This is a genomic window from Paraburkholderia sp. FT54 (assembly GCF_031585635.1).
Lineage (GTDB): Bacteria > Pseudomonadota > Gammaproteobacteria > Burkholderiales > Burkholderiaceae > Paraburkholderia.
The window spans coordinates 3,332,738-3,353,743 of sequence record NZ_CP134195.1; the positions used below are offsets into that span (position 1 = coordinate 3,332,738).

Here is a 21,006-nt window from a genome sequence, read left to right on the forward strand (position 1 = left end):
TCGTGGCTATCGGTTAATACCCTTCGACTGCGCCAACAGACCCGCAAATGAACGCTTCTGCGCAAGCCACCTTACGAGACGCGTCACTGCGGTCTACGCACTGAAGCGTACCTGTCGAGCTCAAAATTAAATGTGCGGCGGCGCACGTTCCGCAAGTTGCGTATCATCTATCGCGCGCAAGCCCGTTGCAGCGTCACTCCGTTCGAACACAATGGCGTCTCTCAACGGCTTGGCCATGCCACCTGATCCATCGGAAGATTGAGCAGATACTGGCCATACGCGTTCTTGGCAAGCGGTTTCGCGAGTTGAAGCAACTTCTCCTCGTCGATCCAATGTCGACGGAATGCAATCTCCTCCGGACACGCCACCACCAAACCCTGACGCTTCTGCAGCGTGGCGATGAACGTAGCCGCTTCGATCAGCGAATCATGCGTACCGGTATCGAGCCACGCGTAGCCACGACCCATGATCTCGACGTTGAGCGCGCCGTTCGCGAGATAACGCGAGTTGACGTCGGTGATTTCGAGCTCGCCACGCGGCGACGGCTTGATGTCCGCCGCAATGTCACACACCTGGTTGTCGTAGAAGTACAGGCCCGTGACCGCGTAGTTCGAACGCGGCCTGACCGGCTTCTCCTCGATCGACAACGCGCGGAACTGCCTGTCGAATTCGACCACGCCGTAACGCTCCGGGTCGTGCACGTGATACGCAAACACCGTGGCGCCTTCCGCCTTGTCATTGGCGTGTTCCAGCTGCTTCGCGAGATCGTGCCCGTAAAAGATGTTGTCGCCCAGAATCAGCGCCGACGGATCATGACCCACAAAATCCCGGCCGATGATGAACGCCTGCGCGAGCCCGTCCGGCGAAGGCTGAACCGCGTACCCGATGTTCATGCCCCACTGGCTGCCGTCACCGAGCATCGCTTCGAAGCGCGGCGTGTCCTGCGGCGTCGAAATGATCAGCACGTCGCGAATACCCGCCACCATCAGCGTGGACAGCGGATAGTAGATCATCGGCTTGTCGTACACCGGCAGCAACTGCTTGGAGACCACGTGCGTGATCGGATACAGGCGTGTGCCCGAGCCGCCCGCCAGAATAATGCCTTTGCGCGCCATTGCCGTGCCTTTACGCGCGCTGCGCGTAGTTGGTCTCAACCCACTTCCGGTAGTCGCCCGAGGCAACCTCGTCGGACCATTCCTGATTGTCCAGATACCACTGGACCGTTTTGGCCAGACCCGTCTCGAATGTTTCCGCAGGCCTCCAGCCGAGTTCGCGTTCGAGCTTGCGGGCGTCGATCGCATAACGGCGGTCGTGGCCCGGACGATCCTTCACATACGTGATCTGATCGCGGTACGAAGCGCCCGCCTTCGGACGCAACTGATCGAGCAGGTCGCACAGCGTGTGGACGACCTCGAGGTTCTTCTTCTCGTTCCAGCCGCCGACGTTGTACGTCTCGCCCGGCGTGCCGCGCGCGAGCACTTCACGGATCGCGCCGCAATGGTCGCCCACATAGAGCCAGTCGCGCACGTTCTGACCGTCGCCATAGACCGGCAGCGGCTTGCCGCCGAGCGCGTTGGCGATCATCAGCGGAATCAGTTTCTCGGGGAACTGGTACGGACCGTAGTTGTTCGAGCAGTTCGTGGTCAGCACCGGCAGGCCATACGTGTGATGGTAGGCGCGCACCAGGTGGTCCGAACCCGCCTTGGTGGCCGAGTAAGGGCTGTTCGGCGCGTACGGCGTGGTCTCGGAGAATTGCGGATCGGTAGCGGACAGCGAGCCGAATACTTCGTCGGTCGACACGTGCAGGAAGCGGAACGCGGCCTTCTCGGCCTCGCCCAGCGCACTCCAGTAATGGCGCGCCGCTTCGAGCAGCGTGAAGGTGCCCACCACGTTCGTTTGCACAAAGTCAGCCGGGCCATGGATCGAACGATCCACATGACTCTCGGCGGCGAAATGCAGCACGGCACGCGGCTTGTGCCCGGCAAAGAGCGCGTCGAGCGCGGCGCGATCGCAGATGTCCGCGCGCACGAAAATGTGCTTCGGATTATCCTGTTGCGACTTGAGCGTACCCAGATTGCCCGCGTACGTCAGCTTGTCCACGTTCAGTACCGCTTCGTCCGACGCATTGAGCCAGTCGAGCACGAAATTGGCGCCGATAAAACCGGCGCCCCCTGTCACGAAGATCATGGAAGCCCTCTGGAAGCCGCCTTCGCGCAGTGCGCAGAAGGTCGATTGGAATCTGGCTGACATCCGGCGAATGGTGTGGCCACGCCGCGTCGGCAAGCAGCTTTGGTATAGCTTTCCATCGCGACTTCCATCGCCGCGAACAGATGCAACCAGTCCAGTGTAGGGTTCTAGAGATCTTCTTTCAGTGCGGAAAGCAACATACGCGCTTTCGCCTGCGCCAAGCGGGACAAGAGTGGAAGCTTCGTGCGGTCGGGCAACGCTTGCGGTGTTCGCGTTGCCCGCATCTCGACCGCATGGCGTTGGTGTTGTCCGGCTCTAACGCCGATGGCCGGATACTTCTTTTGCTGAGAGCCGCGCTTGTGTCGTCACAATGATCGCTGCGGCCTTCATGGATTTCGGCAAGTAGCGCAGCCGATGCACCTCGGGACGCCAACTGCTACGCGCCCCGAAGAAAGAATTATTTATCGTCTCGTGGCGTTCTGGAACGAGCAACACATAGTGCGCACACGAAAACGCCAATCAGGACGCCGAATATGAAGCATAAGAAATGTGTCAAAACACTCAACATTGACCTGATCCTTTCAATTGAGGCGAGATTGAATTTATAACGATTCACCTCCTTCGCGATTCACCGGAAACCACGGCATGCGGCCGGCAAAACGTCGAAGACACCCACGCAGCAGCGATGGTATGACCCGGCGATTGACGCGCCAAACATCATACTTTACTAGAATCGCGATCAAGTCGAAAAACGGCACAGCTGAAGCGGTACGCGTATGGCGTGATATAGGATGCGACATCGGACTTCAGCCAGACGCGGATGATCGCGCCGGATGAAGTTCACAGCGTGAAGCCAGCCGCGCGTACGAGCATGGCATAGTCGGCAAAAGCGCGGGTTAGCGCGGCGCGAGGGCAAGAACTGCAGACCGCCGCGGAATGGCAATTTCGGCAAGCAAAGCAGACGACGAACGACGGCTTCGATCAGATCGCGCGGCCTGTGCAAGGGCAGTAGGCCAATGAGTCTTGTGCGGGCGCTCCGCGTGAGTGGGATTGCTGACACGCGCGAATAGCTCTCCGCGCGGGAGTAGAAACTGCTACGCACGATCCGGGCACACGGACCGCGGCATGATAGTTCGTTGGCCAGCGCCTGACCATTTATCTCCAGGCCTTCATTCTTCTTTCGCGACAAGCGCCGCAGCCGATCAAGCGCGAGCTTGCCGATATCACGATACGTGAGCGGCAACCCTACTCTTTCCGGTGTCCGCTTCAGGTCCCCTCAAGTCAGGTGCTCGCCGTGTTTTATCGGCGTGGAGCGTCAGCAATCTACGCGAGCGCGCCAACATATTGCCGGTCGTGCCAGGCGTCAATTCGGATGCGAATACCGCAACCCTCAGCGCGTGACTTCCATCGCGTTGATACGCGGCAATAACCGGTCGAATTCCCGTTTGACGATCGCATAGCATTCGCATGACCGCGCCTCAAGCCCGGTCCGATCGAGGATCTGGACGCGGCCACGGCTGTGATGAATCAGATCGGCTTCGCAAAGCTTGCCGGACGCTTCCGTCACGCCTTCACGACGCACGCCGAGCATGTCGGCAATCAGTTGCTGCGTGACTTGCAAATCGCTTGTTCCCGAACGATCGATGTCGACCAGCAGCCACCGGCACAGTTGCTCGTCCAGTCGATGCAGCCTGTTGCACGCGGCCGTTTGTGCGACCTGGGTGAGGAGAGCCTGCATGTACAGCAGCATCAGCGAACGCAGAGAAGCGCAATTGCGCAACGCTTCGCGCAATGCTGTAGCGCTGATTCGATAAGCAAAACCCCGGCATTGAGCCTGAACGCTGGCTGGCATCGTGTCTCCGCCCGTCAGGACTGGCACACCTGTCGTGCCATCCCTGCCGATCGCAGCGATTTCCACCGAGCTGCCGTTTTCCATGGTCTGCAGCAGGGACACGATCGCGGTGGCCGGAAAATAGACAGTTCGTATGAGTTCACCGGATTTCGACAGCAATTGCCCCGGACTCAATTCGACGAGTTCAAGATGAGGAAGCAGCGCTTCCCATTCATGCGTTGGGAGCGCCTCGAACAAACGGTTCCCACGGCGGTATGACTGGAATGTCGTCATCATCTCCCTCACGTAAGTATCTCAGCCTGCCTGGATACGACAGGCCTCCGCTCGAATCGAGGAGCCAATGACGATGCATTGCTCTCACACGAGCGGTCGGCAAACAGAAGCGATAATGGAGACGATCAAAGCTTCGCGCTGGTTATCGCGTTGCATTCGATGTCGCAATGCAGCATAGCCGCCAAAGAAGGTGACGCCAATAATGCTGGCGGATTAGCCCGCACGATCGGCGGAATAGAGAGGGTTTATTTGCGCTGAACGTTCGTTAGAACGCTGGACGTGCGTGCCGCTTTGTTGCAGATCGCAAGAGAGTCGACAATAGTTGCAATGTCAACAAGCCATAGTATGAAATCGCAATATGTCCAATTTATTAAGGATCTCTATGGGACGAGATAAATCGGACAAAATACCTTCTCTTTGCGACTCAAATCGGTAAGCCAGAGTGCGTGGTCAGACAGTTGCCCGTCAGTCAGCGGCGATGATTCGTTCGATCGCGACGTGGCCGGCCGCCGGCATGTGTATCGTCATCCGCCGTCCCGATCATTTCCGCTTCCTGCGTAACGTCCTTTTCGGACAGCGCTTGCAGAACTCCCGTCAGAATCCGCTTGCCGATTTCGTGATGAAAGATCCAGACGCCATGAATTCGTCCGGAGAATGCGGACTCGCTGCCGATGTCCGCGTCAGGCCGAAAACCGGAACCCAGCCCGAACGTGAAGAACCCGCGGATGACCTTGCCGTTGATGTCGAGCGGACGGCCCAACTTGTCGACCTCGGTGCCGCCCTGGCAGAACTGCAGAGGAATGGGCACCCCTCGATGGTCGACCAGCGTGGACATGTTGGGTCCGTATCCAGCGCTATGGATCACGCCGCATGAGTGCGCAAGACAGGTAGCCGCACGGGCGCGCTCGGCTTCCCCGGAGGCGGCATCGATCAATTCGACACGCGGCGTCGTTCCGGCGACGCGGCCGTGCGACATGACCGAACATGCGATCTCGAACGCGCGATAACGCAGACCGCTTGAACGATTGACACGCCGCGTGATCGGGCAAATATCGTTGACTGGATCGACCGTATAGCCCCATGCGCGTGCTTCGTCTTCGGTTTCGAAAAACAACCGTATCCGAGAGCGATGAATGATGGCGATTTCATCGAGTCCCGCGCTGCCCAGGTCAGTCGCAAGACGCTCGGTCATCGTGAACGCGCTATGCGAGCCGCCGATGATCGTGATCCGGTTCGTACGCCCGGCTGTGACAGGGACAAACGCGGGCGCGAAGGTGTCGACCAGTTGCGTGCTCGTGAGGCGAAGCAACTCGTCCGACGTACGGGTGATGACGCTGTTACCCGGCAATGGGAGGTCCAGCGTGCGGCACAGATCATCCACCTCTTCGACGCGCTGCGTCCCGCCCAGATTCATCACGACGGTGTCAGTGGTCACCGTCCGGTGTGCCGCGGGTCTACGCGTGTCGTGATAAGCGATTTCGAACCGGCCGTCCTGGCAGCGTCGGATCGCATCGATTTCGTGTCCGCGCAGAACATCGACGTCGAAATGTTCGACGAGATGTGCGATGAGCCGCTCGGCAGCCAGCGTGAGCAGCTCGCCCACCTCTGAGAGCAGCGGTGCGGAGTCCGGGGCCGCTGCCAGTTTCCTATGCAACTCGTTGTATTCGCGGATGTCGCCGAACACATCGTCGAAGCGCTCGTGCTCGAGGCACGCGAGGAAAGTTTTGGCGACCGAGTTACCCGTGACGTTCACATAGTCGCCGAGTTTGCCTGCACCGAGGCTCGTGCGTTTGTCGATGATCAGCAAGCCGTTTCTGGCGACCTCTGCCAGCTTGCCGCTCTTGAACGCATGGAACAGGAAGCCCATCCCTGCCGGGCCGGCTCCGCACAGGACACACGAGGCATCGCTTGGTACGCTCCTGGAGCTAACCGGATCTACAGCTAAGGACCTCTGCATGACTTTGGGGCTCAATAGTTGTCCAGTGTGACTTGATGCGCACCATGCGCGTTGCCGGCGTCGAGGCATTCCTCTGATCGGATTCAACCCGCAATATCGCCTAATGCGAATCATCATTCTGTGCGCTCGCGCACGGACAATATATCGGAACCTTTTCGACAGACATCCTTTCCAGAAATTTTGCTAACGGAATAAATTTCCGGCTTCATACACTGTCGGGAAGAAATTCTTCAACTAGCAACTGACGTCCCGTTTGCAAACGTAAAATGGTCGTACGTCCGTTCCATTTTACGAGATTTAACAATTAGGATCGCTTAATCAGCCTGCGATCCGATGTAGATCAGGACCGACGCTCGCCGCAGACGCGAGCGCGGCCTCTGCGTCACTATGCCATTTGAAATACCGCCACGGCGTCGCGCAATAGGGTCGCCTGCTCTTCCAGCGATTTCGCCGCCGCAGCCGCTTCTTCGACGAGCGCCGCATTGTGTTGCGTGACCTCGTCGATCTGCGAGACGGCCTTATTGACCTGTTCGATACCGTCGCTCTGTTCAAGCGCCGAAGCCTCGATCTCGTTCATCACACCGGTCACGCGCTCGACGGCGCTCATGGCTTCATGGATCGTCTTCTGCGCGTCGGACACGAGGGACGCGCCCTCCTGAACCTTGGCGGCCGACTCGCCGATCAGTTCCTTGATTTCCTTCGCTGCCGCACCTGAGCGTTGTGCGAGGCTGCGTACTTCCGAGGCCACCACGGCGAACCCGCGCCCCTGCTCGCCGGCGCGCGCCGCCTCCACCGCCGCGTTCAACGCCAGAATGTTGGTCTGAAACGCAATCCCCTCGATCATGCCGATGATTTCCGTCACCTTGCGCGACGACTCGCTGATCCCGTCCATCGTTTCGGTGACACGCGAGACCACTTTGCCGCCGCGCGTGACCGTGTCGAGCGCGCCGTGGGCGAGCCGGTTCGCCTGCTTGGCGTTGTCCGCGTTCTGTTTCACCGTGGCCGACAACTGCTCCATACTCGCGGCTGTCTGCTGAAGCGCCGCTGCCTGCTGCTCGGTGCGCGAGGACAGATCCGCATTGCCCGACGCAATCTCGTTCGCCCCTTGTGTGATCGCCGTCGTACTGCCGCGCACTTTGGACACGGTCTCCACGAGGCCGTCGCGCATCTTCGTCAACGCGCCCAGCAACTGGCCCATCTCGTTGCGCGATTTGATCTTGATGACGCCAGTCAGATCGCCGGCGGCGATGCGCTCGAAGTGCTTGACGGTTGCGTTGACTGGCTTGATCAATGCCGCCGACAAACCAATGCGCGCCGCCACGCCGATCATGATCGCGATGGCGCCGATCGCGGCGAACAGCAGCGTCGCGATCTGGAAGCGCTGCGCAGCCGTTTGGGCTTGCTGACGCTGGCTATCCGTCTGCGAACGTTCGAGCGCGTCGATCGCTTTCGAATAGCTGGCGTAAAAACTGTTCGCCGTCTCGCCCTGAATGTTGCGGAAGGTATTGAAATCGAAATCGGCAAGCGCCTTGAATTCCGGCTCGATTGCCTTGTCGACCAGTGCACTGCGCGCCTGCTCCACGTTCTGCGCGAGCTTCTGCTGGTTCTCGTTTGCGAACGGGCCCGCCATGTAATTGCGGAAGTCCTTGTTCGATTCGACCAGCACCTTGTGCGCGGCAGGCAACAGGTCGTCGGTCTGCTTGCCGACGCTGAAGAGCGTCTGATACGAACCCAGTGCGAGCTGCACTTGCAACAGCTTCTCGGAACTCGCCTTCAGATGCGACAGCGCGGCCGCGCTACGCTGCGTGTCGTCGAGGCTGCCGTTGGCGAGCTTGAGCGCGCCATAGCCGACACCGATCACTGTCAGCAGGAAAGCGACGAATACGCTGATCACCAGCGTCAGGCCGCCACGAATTGTGATGTTATTTAGCATTGGGTCTCCGGAACGTCTTTCTGATCGGCGGCGAAACAGGTGGCAGGCGCACGCGCCGTCTTTTTTGTGCGTGACTTACACTTCGCCGCATCCAGGTTAACGACCTCGCACGGACCCTGCTAAATAGGTGGAATCCATGACCGGCGGGCGTTTGCGAGCGCCCTTCACCTCACTATCTGGGATGGTCGGGCGACCATGCGGCACCGCTCATTTTCCGGGCGTCGTGCGTTTCGTTTGTATAATTCGGCGTCTTCGCTCAGGCTCACTTTCATGCTTAGTTTTGCGCTCGGCTTTCTCGTTTCACTGCTGATCACGCTGTTGATCGTGCGCTATGCGCACCTGCATGAAAGATTCTCCACCGACACCGATCTGGCCGGCGTGCAGAAATTCCATGTTCGCCCGGTGCCGCGCATCGGCGGGACCGGAATTCTGCTCGGGCTGATCGTCTCGGCCGTACAACTGCATCACGCGTATCCCGCTGTGTCAGGCGGCATCCTCGGGCTGATCGCGTGCGGCATGCCGGCCTTCGGTTCGGGTCTGGTGGAAGACCTGACCAAGCGCGTGTCGCCACTCGCGAGACTGGTCTGCACCATGGCCGCCGCCGCGCTCGCCTATTTCCTGCTGAATATCGCCGTGACGCGCATCAGCGTGCCGCCGCTCGACTTCCTGCTCTCGTACGCAGTGATCTCCTGCGTGGTCACGGTGCTGGCGGTTGCCGCGCTCGCCAACGCGATCAATATCATCGACGGCTTCAACGGCCTCGCGTCGATGGTCGCGTTCATGATGTTCGCCTCGCTCGCCTACGTCGCCTTCCAGGTGTCCGATCCGATCGTGCTGTCCGCCTCGTTCATGATGATGGGCGCGGTGCTCGGCTTCTTCATCTGGAATTTCCCGGCGGGGCTGATCTTTCTCGGCGACGGCGGCGCGTATTTCATCGGCTTCATGCTCGCCGAACTGTCGATCATGCTGGTGATGCGCAACCGCGACGTATCGGCGTGGTATCCCGTGCTGCTGTTCATGTATCCGATCTTCGAGACCTGCTTCTCGATCTACCGGAAGAAATTCATTCGCGGCATGTCGCCGGGCATCCCCGACGGCGTGCATCTGCACATGCTGGTGTACAAACGGCTCATGCGCTGGGCGGTCGGCGTGCGTACCGCGCGCGAATTGACGCGGCGTAACTCGCTGACGTCGCCATATTTGTGGCTGCTGTGTCTGATCGCGGTCGTGCCGGCCACGCTGTTCTGGCGGCATACGCTGCATCTGTTCTGCTTCGTGGTGGTGTTCGCCGCGACGTACGTGTGGCTCTACGTGAGTATCGTGCGATTCAAGTCGCCGAGGTGGATGGTGATCAGGAAGACCAGGCGGTAACGGAAAAAGGCGCTCGAATGAGCGCCTTCTTTCAATAGGCCAGCCTTGCGATGCGAGGCTGCCACAACACAGCCTCACCGGCTTGCTGTGCTCACGAAGCCCGCGTGGCCGGCGCCACGCTATGCAACGCCGGCGCGGCAGCCGGCTGATACTCCGGCACCCAGCGCCGCAGATCGCGGCGCACCTCCTGGTCGCTCGGCACACGATGCTGCATCAGCCACGGCAGCAGTTCATCGAGCAGATTGTCGGGCGCTTCTCGCGCCTGTGCGATGCGCAGTTTCGGGTGCGGCGTGCGCGTGGTCGCTTCGTCGTCGGCCAGCAGTTCTTCGTAGAGCTTCTCGCCGGGACGCAGGCCCGTGAAGACGATGCGGATATGCTCCTCGCTGAAGCCATACAGGCGGATCAGGTCGCGCGCCAGATCGACGATCTTGACCGGCTCGCCCATGTCGAGAATGAAGATCTCGCCGCCATGCCCCATGCTCGACGCCTGCAGCACGAGTTGCGATGCCTCGGGGATCGTCATGAAAAAGCGCGTGATCTCCGGATGCGTGACCGTGACCGGCCCACCCTTCGCGATCTGTTGTTGAAACTTGGGAATCACGCTGCCCGCGCTGCCGAGCACATTGCCGAAACGCACCGTCTCGAACTGCGTGCGCGTGCTGGTCTGCTGCAATGCCTGACACGCCATTTCCGCGAGGCGCTTGCTCGCGCCCATCACGTTGGTCGGGTTCACCGCCTTGTCGGTGGAGATCAGCACGAAGTGCTTCACGTCGTGGCGAATCGCCGCGCGCGCGACACGGTACGTGCCCAGCACGTTGTTGCGCACCGCCTGCCATGCGTTCAGTTCTTCCATGAGCGGCACGTGCTTGTAGGCGGCCGCGTGAAAGAGAATGTGCGGCGTGTAGCGCGACAGCACCTGGTCGAGCAGCAAGGAATCTTTGGCGTCGCCGATCACCGGCACCACGGAGAGCTTCGGAAAGCGCTCATGCAACTCTTCCGTGAGGCGGTACATGGCGTATTCGGACAGATCGAACGCGATCAGCTGGGCGGGTTCGAAGCGCAGAATCTGGCGGCACAGCTCCGAGCCGATCGAGCCGCCCGCGCCGGTCACCATCACCACGCGGCCGCTCAGGAGCGCTTCGACATGCGGCATGTCGATGCGCACCGGCTCGCGCCCCAGCAGGTCTTCCAGATCGATCTGACGCACGCGCGACAGAAACGCTTCGCCTTGCGTCAGCGTGGTCAACGCAGGCAGCACCATGGCCCGCACGCCGGCACGCACACACAGCGTTGCCACGCGACGCTGCGCGTCCACCGACGCCGAAGGGATCGCGATGATCGCGTGCTCGACCTTCATGTCCGTGGCCCAGTGCTGCAGGTCGCTAATCGGCCCCCACACCTTGTAGCCGTAGATTTCGCGACCCTGCTTGGCCGGATCGTCGTCGAGCAAACCCACCAGCCGCCATTCGCTCGACCGCGACAGTTCACGGGCCAGGTTCGCGCCCGCGTTACCCGCCCCGAGCACCACCACCGGCTTGCCTTGCCCGACCAGGCCGCCGTACAGATAGAACTCCTTCGAGGCGCGATAGAGCGCGCGCGAGCCGCCCATGGCGAGGAACAACAGAAGCGGAGAAACCGCGAGCACGGAGCGAGGAATGATGGGATGCGGCTGGGCCATCACGGCCACCATCATCATGACGAAGGAGCCGGCCAGCACCGCCTTGGCGATGCGCATCAGGTCCGGCAGGCTCGCAAACACCCACATGCCCCGGTACAGGCCGAAGATGCGGAACATCACCCCGTAGACGGGGAGAACCCAGAGAAGGGTTCGGACGGCGCCGGACCAGAATTCGACCGGAACGTAGCCATTGAAGCGGATCAGGTAGGCGGCGAGCCAGGCGCCTGCGACCGCGCAAAGGTCGAAGGCGAAGGCGCTAAATGATAGCCATGAGGCTTTGTGTCGAAACATCGGCGTCACACCTCAGGTTGTTCGGAATCTGCCACCCGGAATCGACGCCAGCGTGAATCGACTCCGATACCAATCAATACCAGCACGATCACCCATGCGCCCACGCTACACCATTGAAGGGCTGAAGACCAGCCAAGCAGCACGACAGCAAGGACTATACCAGCGGCCATTACTACATACCATAGGATGGCTGTCTTCGAATGGCCGAGTCCGTACTGGACCATGCGTTGATAGTAGTGTTCGCGGTGCGCCTGCCAGACTTTCTCGCCACGCAGGAGCCGCCGCAGCAGCGTGATCGACGCGTCGCCGATGAAGGGAGAAAACACCAGCGCGGGAAACCAGATCGGCCAGACGCCTTCGCTCCAGCCCCAATAACCAAAAGCGCCCGCCAGAAAGCCGAGCGGAATCGACCCGGCGTCGCCGAGGAAGATTTTCGCCGGGTGGAAGTTGAAGAGGAGAAAACCGGCGGCAGCGCCCGCCACGGCGGCCGAAGCCCACATGAGTTCCGGCGACGGATGCGCGGTGAGCGCGGCCCCGGCGGCGTAGCCCGCGAAGCCGAATAGCGTCATGCCGCCGGCCAGGCCGTCCGCGCCGTCCATGAAATTGTAAAGATTGACCAGCCAGAGCAACAAAAACGACAGGCCCACCAGCAGCCAGAGCGCCACCGGCGCCGGGTGTGCCCAGACGAAGATCGCCACCGCGGCCAGATGCGCGGCGAACCTGACCCGCGCGGGCAGGCCGCGCCGGTCGTCGATCTGCGAGACGGCCGCCAGCACGGCCGCGCACAGCGCGGCGAGCCAGAGGTGCGGCGCGACGCTCAGCGTCGCCACGACCACCACCGGCACGATGCCCCAGCCGCCCACGCGCGGCGTGGGCCGCGTGTGCAGCGAGCGGTCGTTCGGAATGTCGGTGGCAAGACGCCAGGCGAGGCCGGTCTTGAGCAGCGTCCACAGGATCGCCGCGCAGGCACAAGCGGAACCGAGCGCGATCAGGATCGCGGTCGTCCAGCCCTGCAACGTGGAAAGGGACATCAGCATGCGTGCCTCAATGCGTGGATCGGTACCAACGGGCGGTCGCGGCCAGCCCTTCATCGGTGGAGTGCGGCGCCCGCCAGCCCAGCACCGTGCGAATCCGGCTGGTATCGAGCTGCAAGGAGCCGACCAGCCGGTCGACCTGCGCCGTGCGCCCCGTCAGGCGGCCGGCCAGTCTCAGCCAGCTTGCGGGCACTGGCAGCAGGCGCGCGGGCCGGCGGAGGTGGCGGCCCAGCGCATAAGCCAGTTCCGCGATCGTCAGCGCGTCGTCGTCCGCAACGTGGAAGCACTGCTGGGCAGCGCGCGCGTCGGTCGCGCAGAGCACTAAAGCGTCGGCAAGATTGTCGACATAGACGAGGCTGCGTCTTGCGCGAATCGCGCCGAGCGGCAGCGGCACGCCTTTCCATACGCCGTTCATCAGGCTCAGGAAATTGGCTCGCACGTCCGGACCGTAGACCAGCGGGGGGCGCACAATCACGATCTCGAGGCCAGTCTCCTGGCCCAGGCGGATGAGCGCTTCTTCGGCAGCGCGTTTGGAGCGGCCGTAGGGATCTTGCGGCGCCGGGGGATCATCTTCGCGCACGGGGCGGCCCGGATCGGCTTCGGCCATCGCCTTGATGCTGCTGACGAAGACAAAGCGCCGCGCTCCATGCCGCCACGCGGCCCGCGCAACACGCAGCGCGCCGTCGACATTGGTCGCCTGGAAAGCAGCCTCCGGATCGGCGGCGTTCTCGAGCATGACATGCACGCGCGCCGCCAGATGCACGACGCAGTCCACTTGCAACGCGCGGGGCCAGCTTGCGTCAATGCCCGCGAAATCCACGCTGGCGTCGACCCATTCTGCGACCTCGCGTTCTCGCGGCCCCTCGCGCCGTACAAGGCCGGTGACCGTGTTTCCGGCATCACGCAGCGCGCGGCACAACGCGCGGCCGACAAAGCCATTGGCGCCAGTAACGAGTACCCGGCTCATAGCCACTTCCAGCCGAATCGGTTGAAGAATTTGTACGCCGAGGACATGAACATACGGATATGCGCCGAGCCCTTGCGCGCCGCGCCGCCACCGTGATGCAACACGCGCACCGCAGGCGTGTAGACGACGCGGGTCACGTCATGTGCGCGAAGACTCAGATCGTAGTCTTCGAAGTAAAGGAAATAGCGGGCGTCGAAGCCTGCCAGCTGCTTCAGGGCCGTCATGCGAAACAGCATGAAACAGCCGCTGACGATCGGCGGATCCCACACGGTGTCGCGTGCGTTGATCCTGTCTCGCATCTCATAGCGCGCGAGTCGACGCACGAACAGTCGACGCATGCCGGAAGGCAAAAAGCCGCGCACGAACAGATCGAGCAACGTGGGATAACGCCGGCACAAGAACTGTTGCTCGCCGTGCTCGTCACCGATCCATGGCGTGATGAGACCCGCCTCAGGGTGCGCATCAAAAAAGTCGAGCGCTTCGCAAAGCGCGTCGCTCGCCAGATCGATGTCGGGATTCAGGACCAGGTGATAGCGGCTGGCGCTGCTTTCGATTGCCAGATTGTGGCCCCTACCGTAGCCTACGTTACCCTGCCCCGCGATCACCGTACAGACGACGTTGCGGGCCCGGAGTCGATCCAGCGCGGCCGAGATGTCGGGCAGGCCGCCGTTGTCCACCAGATACAGCGTCACCGGCAGGTGGGGTCGGCGAGTGTGCAGCGCATCGCACGCGGCGGCGAGCCCCGCGAGCGTGGACAACAACTGTTCTGTATCCGGGTGGTAGACCACCACCGACACGGACAGCTCGTCGGATTGGGGATGCAGAGTACGCGTTTCTTTCATGTAGAACTGCGTGCCTTATCGTGGGCACTTCGGTGGGCGCTTCGGGTGGGCATTTCGAACAAGCATACGTTGCGTGCGCGCAACAAACACGCAGTTTGCTCAAATTTTCGTTCTTCGGCAACCCGTCTTTCCCTTTGTTACGGGCGACCTGATTCCATCAGCTTTTTTTATTCGGCTTTAGTTCGGCTACCCTGCCTCAGAATCAGGCATTTCCCCTGTAAGGTTGTGCGCATTATCTCTGAATAGTAAAGTAGCGCCGCCAAACTCCGACCGTTTAATCATCGGACGCAATCCAGGCTTCAGCGCCGCAGGCGGCAGCCGTCCGCTCGCCAATTTGATAACCGCCCACAGGGCAGAATGAATGCGCAGCAGACCACTCGTCGTCGACCTCGATGGCACGTTGATTCGCTCAGACATCCTGATCGAGTCTGGCTTTGCCTATCTGAAGACAGCCCCGCAACGCTTTTATGAGCCGCTGGTCTGGCTTGCGCGCGGCGGCAAGCCAGGTTTGAAAGCGGGCCTCGCCGACAAGACGAACGTGGACGTCGCCGTGCTGCCCTACGACGTCACTGTGTTGCAGTGGCTGAAGGGTGAGCGCGACGCCGGTCGTTCGCTGGTGCTGGCCACGGCGAGCCACGAACGTTACGCGCGGGCCATCTCCGCCCATCTCGGCATTTTCGACAAAACGTTCGCGACGAACAGCAGCATCAATCTGTCCGCCCACAACAAGCGCGATATGCTGGTCGCCGAGTACGGCGAAAAAGGCTTCGACTACGCCGGCAATTCGCATGACGACATAGCGGTCTGGCAGTCCGCCGACCGCGCCTACGTGGTGAATCCGTCCAATGGGGTGGAACGCGCCGCCCGCAAGATCGGCAATGTGGAACGGGTGATCGAGTCACGCCCTCCCGCCACCAGAACCTGGGCCAAATCGTTGCGCCTGCATCAATGGCTGAAGAATCTTTTGATCTTCTTGCCGCTACTGGCTGCCCATAAGCTGTCTTCCCCTGAACTGACCGTCGCTGCGCTGCTGGCGTTTCTCACGTTCGGCCTGTGCGCCTCGAGTGTTTATCTGCTCAACGACCTGCTCGATCTCGAGGACGACCGTCATCACCCCGTCAAACGCAAACGCCCGCTTGCCTCCGGCGCGCTGCCGCTCACATGGGGCCTTGCACTCTTTCCCGTCCTGCTGCTGGGCGCGTTCGCCACGGCGTGGCTTTTGCTGCCCTGGCAATTCTCCGCGGCGCTATTCGGCTATTACGCATTGACGCTGGCGTATTCGATGTTCCTGAAACGCCAGGTGATGGTCGACGTGGTGGTGTTGGCCTTGTTGTATACGATGCGTATCATCGCTGGCACAGCGGCAGTCGGCGCACAACTGACTTTCTGGCTGCTCGCCTTCTCGATGTTCATCTTCCTGAGCCTCGCGCTCGTCAAGCGATACGCCGAACTGCACTCGATGAAAACGCGCGGCCTCGTCAAGACACGCGGGCGCGGCTATGTCGCGAGCGACCTGTCGCTCATCTCATCGCTTGGGACCTCATCCGGCTATCTGGCCGTGCTCGTGCTTGCGCTCTACATTCAGGACGCGAAAACCGCCAGCATGTACCGCCACCCGCAGGTCATCTGGCTCGCTTGCCCGCTGCTGCTCTACTGGGTCAGCCGCACATGGATCATCGCGCACCGCGGTCTGATGCACGACGATCCGATCGTTTTCGCGGCACGCGACCGCGTCAGCCTCGCTGTCGTCGTGCTGTGCGGGCTGATTTTCTGGGCCGCGATCTAGCCGATGAACAGAGTTCTGTCATGGGGACGTTACCCGCCTATCCCGCAGCAAGCGCATGCAGTCGCATGGCGTGACGCCGCGCGCGCTGCGTGGTCGGACGCGGCCCGGGAACACGGCACCACGCTGGCCTTCGGCAATGGCCGCAGCTACGGCGACAGTTGCCTCGCGGCCTCCGGCCATGTCGTGCAAACGCTGCCGCTCGACCGGCTCATTGCCGCTGACTGGCAAACCGGGGTTTTACGCGCGGAGCCGGGCGTCACCCTGGAGCAAATTCTCGACGTTGCCATTCCACGTGGCTGGATGCTGCCGGTCACGCCAGGTACGAAATACGCGACCTTGGGCGGAGCAATTGCTAACGACGTGCACGGCAAGAATCACCATGTGCGAGGCACATTCGGCCGGCATGTGCGCCGCTTCGCTCTCGCGCGCAGCGACGGCGCGCAGTTCGAATGCGCGCCGGACGAGCAATCCGGGTTCTTCGCCGCCACCATTGGCGGCCTTGGGCTCACCGGGCTGATCCTGTGGGCGGAGATCCAGTTGATGCCGATCCGCTCGAGCATGGTCGACATGACGAGCATCCGCTTCGGCAATCTGGATGAGTTCTTCGCGTTGTCGGAACGGCTCGATCCGTTGCACGAATACAGTGTGGCCTGGGTGGATTGCCAAAGCCGCGGCTCGGCGCTCGGACGCGGCATCTTCATGGTCGGCGACCATGCGACGGACGGACCGCTTGAAGTCACACGGCGAAAGAAACGCACCGTCCCCTTCACGCTGCCGGTTCCGGTGTTCAACCGCTTCACGTTGCGCGCGTTCAACGAGCTCTACTATCAGAAGCAGCAGCGCGGCGAAGTATCCGCGCAGGTCAGTTACGACGACTATTTCTACCCGCTGGACAGCTTGCTGGAATGGAATCGAATCTACGGGCGCGCGGGCTTTCAGCAATACCAATGCGTGGTGCCGTCGATCGCGGCGCGTGACGCAACGCGCGCGATCCTCGACGCGATTGCCGGGAGCGGCACTGGCTCGTTTCTCGCCGTGCTGAAACGCTGCGGCGATTTGCGCTCGCCAGGCCTGTTGTCGTTTCCTCTGGAGGGCACGTCCCTCGCGCTCGACTTCCCCCAGCGCGACGCATTGAATACGCGCCTCTTTGCGAACCTCGATGCTATCGTGCGCGAAGCTGGCGGCCGGATCTATCCGGCCAAAGACGCGCACATGCCCGGCGCCGACTTTCGCGCCGCCTACCCTCAATGGCAGCAACTCGAAGCGCTGCGCGACCCTGCGTTACTTTCGCGTTTCTGGGAACGGACTACTCGAACATGAAAAACATCCTTATCGTCGGCGCCACGTCGGCGATCGCCATCGCCTGTGCACGCCAATGGGCCACGCAAGGCGCACGTTTTTTCCTGGTTGCCCGCAACGGCGAACGCCTTCAGCAGGTGGCCGCGGATCTGACCGCGCGTGGTGCGCAACTGGCGGCCTGTCATCAACTCGATATCGATCGCCTGGATCTGCATGCCGGCATGCTCGAACAGTGCCAGAAAGAGCTTGGCGCACTCGACATCGTGCTGGTCGCGCCCGGCACTTTGCCGGACCAAACCGCGTGTCAGGCCGACCCCGCAGTAGCCGTCCGTGAATTCAACACGAACGCTGTTTCGGTGATCGCGCTACTGACGCCGATTGCCAACATCCTGGAAGCGCAGAAGCGCGGCGCGCTGGCGGTCATCTCGTCGGTGGCGGGCGATCGCGGCCGGCCCTCGAACTATCTGTACGGCAGCGCGAAGGCCGCCCTTTCCGCGTTCTGCGAAGGACTGAATGCGCGGCTATTCAAAGTCGGCGTACACGTTCTGACCATCAAACCGGGCTTCGTGGCGACGCCCATGACAGCCGGCCTGCCGTTGCCCGGACCGCTCGTCGCGACGCCCGACCAGGTGGCGAGCGACATCGTGCGCGCCGTCGAAAAGCGCAAGGACGTGTTATATACGCGATGGTTCTGGGCGATCATCATGCTGATCATCCGCTCGGTGCCGCGTTTCATGTTCAAGCGCGCGTCGCTGTAAAGGGAAACCGGGACGATGAGTCGGCGAGAAGCCCTTGGCCACTACGCGATATTCGCGCTGGGCGTCATTACACTCGGAACCACAGTGTTCGCGGTTTGGCAGCATTTTTCGCCGTTGCCGTACGGCGATTCATGGGACGGCGCGATTGGCTCCTATATGCGCGCCGCACAAGATTCCTGGCACGTGCTCTTCGCCCAGCACAACGAACATCGCCTTGCTTTCTCGCGATTGATTTTTTTCGCCGACATCCGTTATTTCGGCGGCCGAAATGTCTTTTCCCTCGTTTCCAATCTCGTGCTTGCGGGTGCGCTTGCGACGGCTTTTTTCCGCATCACCCTCCACTACCGCCCCACCCTCTCGCGGCAGACGCGCTTCGGACTGGCGGGCGCTATCCTCGTATTCGCCTTCTCGTGGATGCAGAAGGAAAACTTCACGTGGGGATTTCAAAACCAGTGGTTCGCCGTTTATCTCTTTGCGCTGCTCGCGTTCCACTCAATCGATCGCGTCGCCGAAGCCAATGGCAGCGATGAACGCGCGAGACGGCTCGGCTGGCTGACGGCAGCGTTGGTCAGTGCGTGGTTCGCGGCATACTCGATGTCGAGCGGTGTACTGGTGCTTCCCGCGCTCATTGTGCAGGCCCTTTACGTACGGCTGAAACCGCGCGAACTGCTGGCAATCGTTGTAGTGACCGTTGCCGTATGGGTAGCCTATTTTATCGACTGGCACACACCGGGTAGCAGCGGCAATCTGATAGATGGAGTGCGCGAGCACCCCATTGCCGCGGTTCGCTACGTGCTGCTCTATCTTGGTTCGCCGGCCTTTCAGATCAGGACCGGCCTGGGGGGAGCCTATGTTACGGGCATTCTGGTGTTGGCGGCGCTCGCGGCAAACTGCTTCAGACTCTTGCGGCCCGGTGCCGATCGCCCGCAAGGCGTGGCGTTGCTCGTATTTGCACTATTCATCGTGGGCAATGCGTTGCTGACGGCGAGCGGGCGGCTTTGGTTCGGGCTGGAGACAGCGCTGGCTTCCCGCTATACGACAGCCTCCCTGATGGGCTGGCTCGCGCTGATCATCTTCGCTGCGCTAAACAGCCGGGCACCGCAACAACTGAAGCGCGCCGTCTTCGTCGCGGCACTCGCCACCTTGGCCGTCGCGTCAGGTCAACGTTTCGTCGCCCGGGCTGATCGTGACGAGACTTACGCACGTTTTGTCGCCGGCCTCGCGCTGCGGGCCCATGTGTACGACCCGGAGATCATCCGGCCGGTCTATCCTTTTCCGGACGTCCTGCCGACCACCGCGCGGGCAGCCGAGGCGGCACAACTGTCCATTTTTGCTCCGGATCAGCCCGACTATCTGGTGCCGCCGAACCAGCTCAACCCGTCGCTGCCCTGCGATGGGAGCATCGACGAGATCTCGGGCACGACAACCCCTGGCATCTATCGCGCCACGGGGTGGATCTACGACCCGGCAGACGGGGGTGCGCCACAAGCCGTTGTCGTCACCGACGCCGCCGGTGCGACGCTCGGCACCGGCGTCACCGGCCGCGAGCGAGACGACGTTCGCAAGATACTCGGCCGAAGCGCCAGGTACAGTGGCTGGACAGCTTTCTTCAGGGCGCCGGCAAACGGCGGCATACGGGTCCATGGACAAACAGCCGCCGGTGCGTATTGCGCGCTGAAGGCCGAAAAGCCGATGCCCACGGCAGCGACAGTTCAATAGGCGCGGCCGGTAACGGCCGCCGGCGGTTTCCAGTCCGTTTCTGGAACAGCATCGGCTTGCTAGTATCATCTAGTCCTTACAAAGTTGCTGAACGCCTCATCCAAAGAGCTAACGCATGAACCAAACCCGCATTCTTCTGCCAGGCGGCGCCGGCCTTGTCGGCCAGAACCTCGTTGCACGACTCAAAGCGCGTGGGTATGACAATCTGGTCGTAATCGACAAACACAAAGCCAACCTGGAAGTGCTTCGCAAGGTCCATCCGGACGTCACGGCGATTTATGCGGACCTGGCCGAGCCGGGCGGTTGGGAACAGCATTTCGAAGGCGCCGACCTCGTCGTCATGCTGCAGGCGCAGATCGGCGCGCCGACCCTCGAACCGTTCATTCGCAACAACATCACGTCCACCCGTAACGTGCTCGACGTGATCAAGCGCTATCAGATTCCGTACACCGTGCACATCAGCTCTTCGGTTGTGAATTCGGTGGGCGAAGATTTCTATACCGACACGAAACGCGAACAGGAAGAGATCGTTCTCGCCTCGGGCATCGAATGCGTGGTATTACGGCCCACGCTGATGTTCGGCTGGTTCGACCGCAAGCACCTGGGCTGGCTGTCGCGCTTCATGCATCGCGTGCCGGTGTTCCCGATTCCCGGCAGCGGCAAATATATGCGTCAGCCACTCTATGTGGGTGACTTCTGCAATGTGATCATCAGTTGCATCGAGTCACGCATCAAGGGCCAGGCCTTCAATATCACCGGCCTCGAACGCGTGGACTATATCGACATCATCAGACAGATCAAGCGCGCCACCCGCGCAGGGTGCGCGATCGTGCGAATTCCGTATGGTCTCTTCTACGTGCTGCTGAAGATCTATGCCATCTTCGACAAGAATCCGCCCTTTACAGCGGATCAGCTCAAAGCGTTGACGGCCGGTGACGAATTCGAAGTGATCGACTGGGAAGGTATCTTCAAGATCCGTGCTACGCCATTCGCAAAGGCCATGGACGAAACGTTCAACGATCCAACGTATAGCCACATCGCACTGGAATTCTGAATAGA

General features: G+C 61.3%; 15 protein-coding genes. 6 read left to right on the forward strand and 9 right to left on the reverse strand.

Going from position 1 to position 21,006, the window contains the following annotated elements:
• Window positions 1-221: 221 nt before the first annotated feature.
• The 5 genes from rfbA to RI103_RS15470 form a co-directional block, all read right to left on the reverse strand.
• Window positions 222-1,115 carry a glucose-1-phosphate thymidylyltransferase RfbA gene (gene rfbA, locus RI103_RS15450; protein WP_310815250.1) on the reverse strand — a complete coding sequence of 298 codons (894 nt, stop codon included), beginning with the start codon at window positions 1,113-1,115 and terminating at the stop codon, window positions 222-224.
• Window positions 1,116-1,125: 10 nt separating this feature from the next.
• Complete coding sequence (gene rfbB, locus RI103_RS15455; protein ID WP_310815251.1) at window positions 1,126-2,187, reverse strand: dTDP-glucose 4,6-dehydratase; 1,062 nt, start codon at window positions 2,185-2,187, stop codon at window positions 1,126-1,128.
• A gap of 1,390 nt (window positions 2,188-3,577) precedes the next feature.
• Complete coding sequence (locus RI103_RS15460) at window positions 3,578-4,312, reverse strand: Crp/Fnr family transcriptional regulator (RefSeq protein ID WP_310815252.1); 735 nt, start codon at window positions 4,310-4,312, stop codon at window positions 3,578-3,580.
• 469 nt (window positions 4,313-4,781) lie between these two features.
• The gene (locus tag RI103_RS15465) at window positions 4,782-6,179 is read right to left on the reverse strand and encodes a hypothetical protein (protein WP_310812810.1); all 1,398 of its coding nucleotides are present in this window, start codon (window positions 6,177-6,179) and stop codon (window positions 4,782-4,784) included.
• 475 nt (window positions 6,180-6,654) lie between these two features.
• Window positions 6,655-8,202, reverse strand: coding sequence for a methyl-accepting chemotaxis protein (locus RI103_RS15470; RefSeq protein WP_310812811.1), 1,548 nt, complete (start codon window positions 8,200-8,202; stop codon window positions 6,655-6,657).
• 270 nt (window positions 8,203-8,472) lie between these two features.
• On the opposite strand from RI103_RS15470, the gene RI103_RS15475 reads away from it, so the two are divergent.
• A complete protein-coding gene (locus RI103_RS15475) occupies window positions 8,473-9,573 on the forward strand; it encodes a glycosyltransferase (protein WP_310812812.1) in 1,101 nt (366 codons plus the stop codon).
• Between the two features lie 91 nt (window positions 9,574-9,664).
• On the opposite strand, the gene RI103_RS15480 is transcribed toward RI103_RS15475, so the two are convergent.
• The 4 genes from RI103_RS15480 to RI103_RS15495 are packed head-to-tail and all read right to left on the reverse strand — an operon-like array spanning window position 9,665 to window position 14,385.
• Window positions 9,665-11,542, reverse strand: coding sequence for a nucleoside-diphosphate sugar epimerase/dehydratase (locus RI103_RS15480; RefSeq protein ID WP_310812813.1), 1,878 nt, complete (start codon window positions 11,540-11,542; stop codon window positions 9,665-9,667).
• Window positions 11,543-11,547: 5 nt separating this feature from the next.
• The gene (locus RI103_RS15485; protein WP_310812814.1) at window positions 11,548-12,579 is read right to left on the reverse strand and encodes a glycosyltransferase family 4 protein; all 1,032 of its coding nucleotides are present in this window, start codon (window positions 12,577-12,579) and stop codon (window positions 11,548-11,550) included.
• Window positions 12,580-12,586: 7 nt separating this feature from the next.
• The gene (locus RI103_RS15490) at window positions 12,587-13,543 is read right to left on the reverse strand and encodes an SDR family oxidoreductase (RefSeq protein ID WP_310812815.1); all 957 of its coding nucleotides are present in this window, start codon (window positions 13,541-13,543) and stop codon (window positions 12,587-12,589) included.
• Window positions 13,540-14,385 (reverse strand): glycosyltransferase family 2 protein, encoded by an 846-nt coding sequence (locus RI103_RS15495; RefSeq protein WP_310812816.1) that lies wholly within the window; start codon window positions 14,383-14,385, stop codon window positions 13,540-13,542. Before RI103_RS15495 ends, RI103_RS15490 begins: the two co-directional genes overlap by 4 nt.
• 361 nt (window positions 14,386-14,746) lie before the next feature.
• On the opposite strand from RI103_RS15495, the gene RI103_RS15500 reads away from it, so the two are divergent.
• From RI103_RS15500 to RI103_RS15520, 5 genes are all read left to right on the forward strand, one after another.
• Complete coding sequence (locus RI103_RS15500; protein ID WP_310812817.1) at window positions 14,747-16,171, forward strand: UbiA family prenyltransferase; 1,425 nt, start codon at window positions 14,747-14,749, stop codon at window positions 16,169-16,171.
• A gap of 3 nt (window positions 16,172-16,174) precedes the next feature.
• Window positions 16,175-17,491 carry an FAD-binding oxidoreductase gene (locus tag RI103_RS15505; protein ID WP_310812818.1) on the forward strand — a complete coding sequence of 439 codons (1,317 nt, stop codon included), beginning with the start codon at window positions 16,175-16,177 and terminating at the stop codon, window positions 17,489-17,491.
• Entirely contained in the window at window positions 17,488-18,228 is a 741-nt protein-coding gene (locus RI103_RS15510; RefSeq protein ID WP_310812819.1) for an SDR family oxidoreductase, read from the forward strand. Before RI103_RS15505 ends, RI103_RS15510 begins: the two co-directional genes overlap by 4 nt.
• Window positions 18,229-18,243: 15 nt before the next feature.
• Window positions 18,244-19,947 (forward strand): hypothetical protein, encoded by a 1,704-nt coding sequence (locus RI103_RS15515; RefSeq protein ID WP_310812820.1) that lies wholly within the window; start codon window positions 18,244-18,246, stop codon window positions 19,945-19,947.
• A gap of 115 nt (window positions 19,948-20,062) precedes the next feature.
• Window positions 20,063-21,001, forward strand: coding sequence for an NAD-dependent epimerase/dehydratase family protein (locus RI103_RS15520; protein ID WP_310812821.1), 939 nt, complete (start codon window positions 20,063-20,065; stop codon window positions 20,999-21,001).
• Window positions 21,002-21,006 lie beyond the last annotated feature (5 nt).

Bases quoted from the DNA above. Each gene is read 5' to 3' on its own strand.
- RI103_RS15520 (WP_310812821.1), top strand. From the start codon at position 20,063: ATGAACCAAACCCGCATTCTTCTGCCAGGCGGCGCCGGCCTTGTCGGC.
- RI103_RS15485 (WP_310812814.1), bottom strand. From the start codon at position 12,579: ATGCTGATGTCCCTTTCCACGTTGCAGGGCTGGACGACCGCGATCCTG.
- RI103_RS15465 (WP_310812810.1), bottom strand. From the start codon at position 6,179: ATGGGCTTCCTGTTCCATGCGTTCAAGAGCGGCAAGCTGGCAGAGGTC.
- RI103_RS15495 (WP_310812816.1), bottom strand. From the start codon at position 14,385: ATGAAAGAAACGCGTACTCTGCATCCCCAATCCGACGAGCTGTCCGTG.
- rfbB (WP_310815251.1), bottom strand. From the start codon at position 2,187: ATGATCTTCGTGACAGGGGGCGCCGGTTTTATCGGCGCCAATTTCGTG.
- RI103_RS15510 (WP_310812819.1), top strand. From the start codon at position 17,488: ATGAAAAACATCCTTATCGTCGGCGCCACGTCGGCGATCGCCATCGCC.
- RI103_RS15490 (WP_310812815.1), bottom strand. From the start codon at position 13,543: ATGAGCCGGGTACTCGTTACTGGCGCCAATGGCTTTGTCGGCCGCGCG.
- RI103_RS15460 (WP_310815252.1), bottom strand. From the start codon at position 4,312: ATGACGACATTCCAGTCATACCGCCGTGGGAACCGTTTGTTCGAGGCG.
- RI103_RS15470 (WP_310812811.1), bottom strand. From the start codon at position 8,202: ATGCTAAATAACATCACAATTCGTGGCGGCCTGACGCTGGTGATCAGC.
- rfbA (WP_310815250.1), bottom strand. From the start codon at position 1,115: ATGGCGCGCAAAGGCATTATTCTGGCGGGCGGCTCGGGCACACGCCTG.
- RI103_RS15480 (WP_310812813.1), bottom strand. From the start codon at position 11,542: ATGTTTCGACACAAAGCCTCATGGCTATCATTTAGCGCCTTCGCCTTC.
- RI103_RS15505 (WP_310812818.1), top strand. From the start codon at position 16,175: ATGAACAGAGTTCTGTCATGGGGACGTTACCCGCCTATCCCGCAGCAA.
- RI103_RS15500 (WP_310812817.1), top strand. From the start codon at position 14,747: ATGCGCAGCAGACCACTCGTCGTCGACCTCGATGGCACGTTGATTCGC.
- RI103_RS15515 (WP_310812820.1), top strand. From the start codon at position 18,244: ATGAGTCGGCGAGAAGCCCTTGGCCACTACGCGATATTCGCGCTGGGC.
- RI103_RS15475 (WP_310812812.1), top strand. From the start codon at position 8,473: ATGCTTAGTTTTGCGCTCGGCTTTCTCGTTTCACTGCTGATCACGCTG.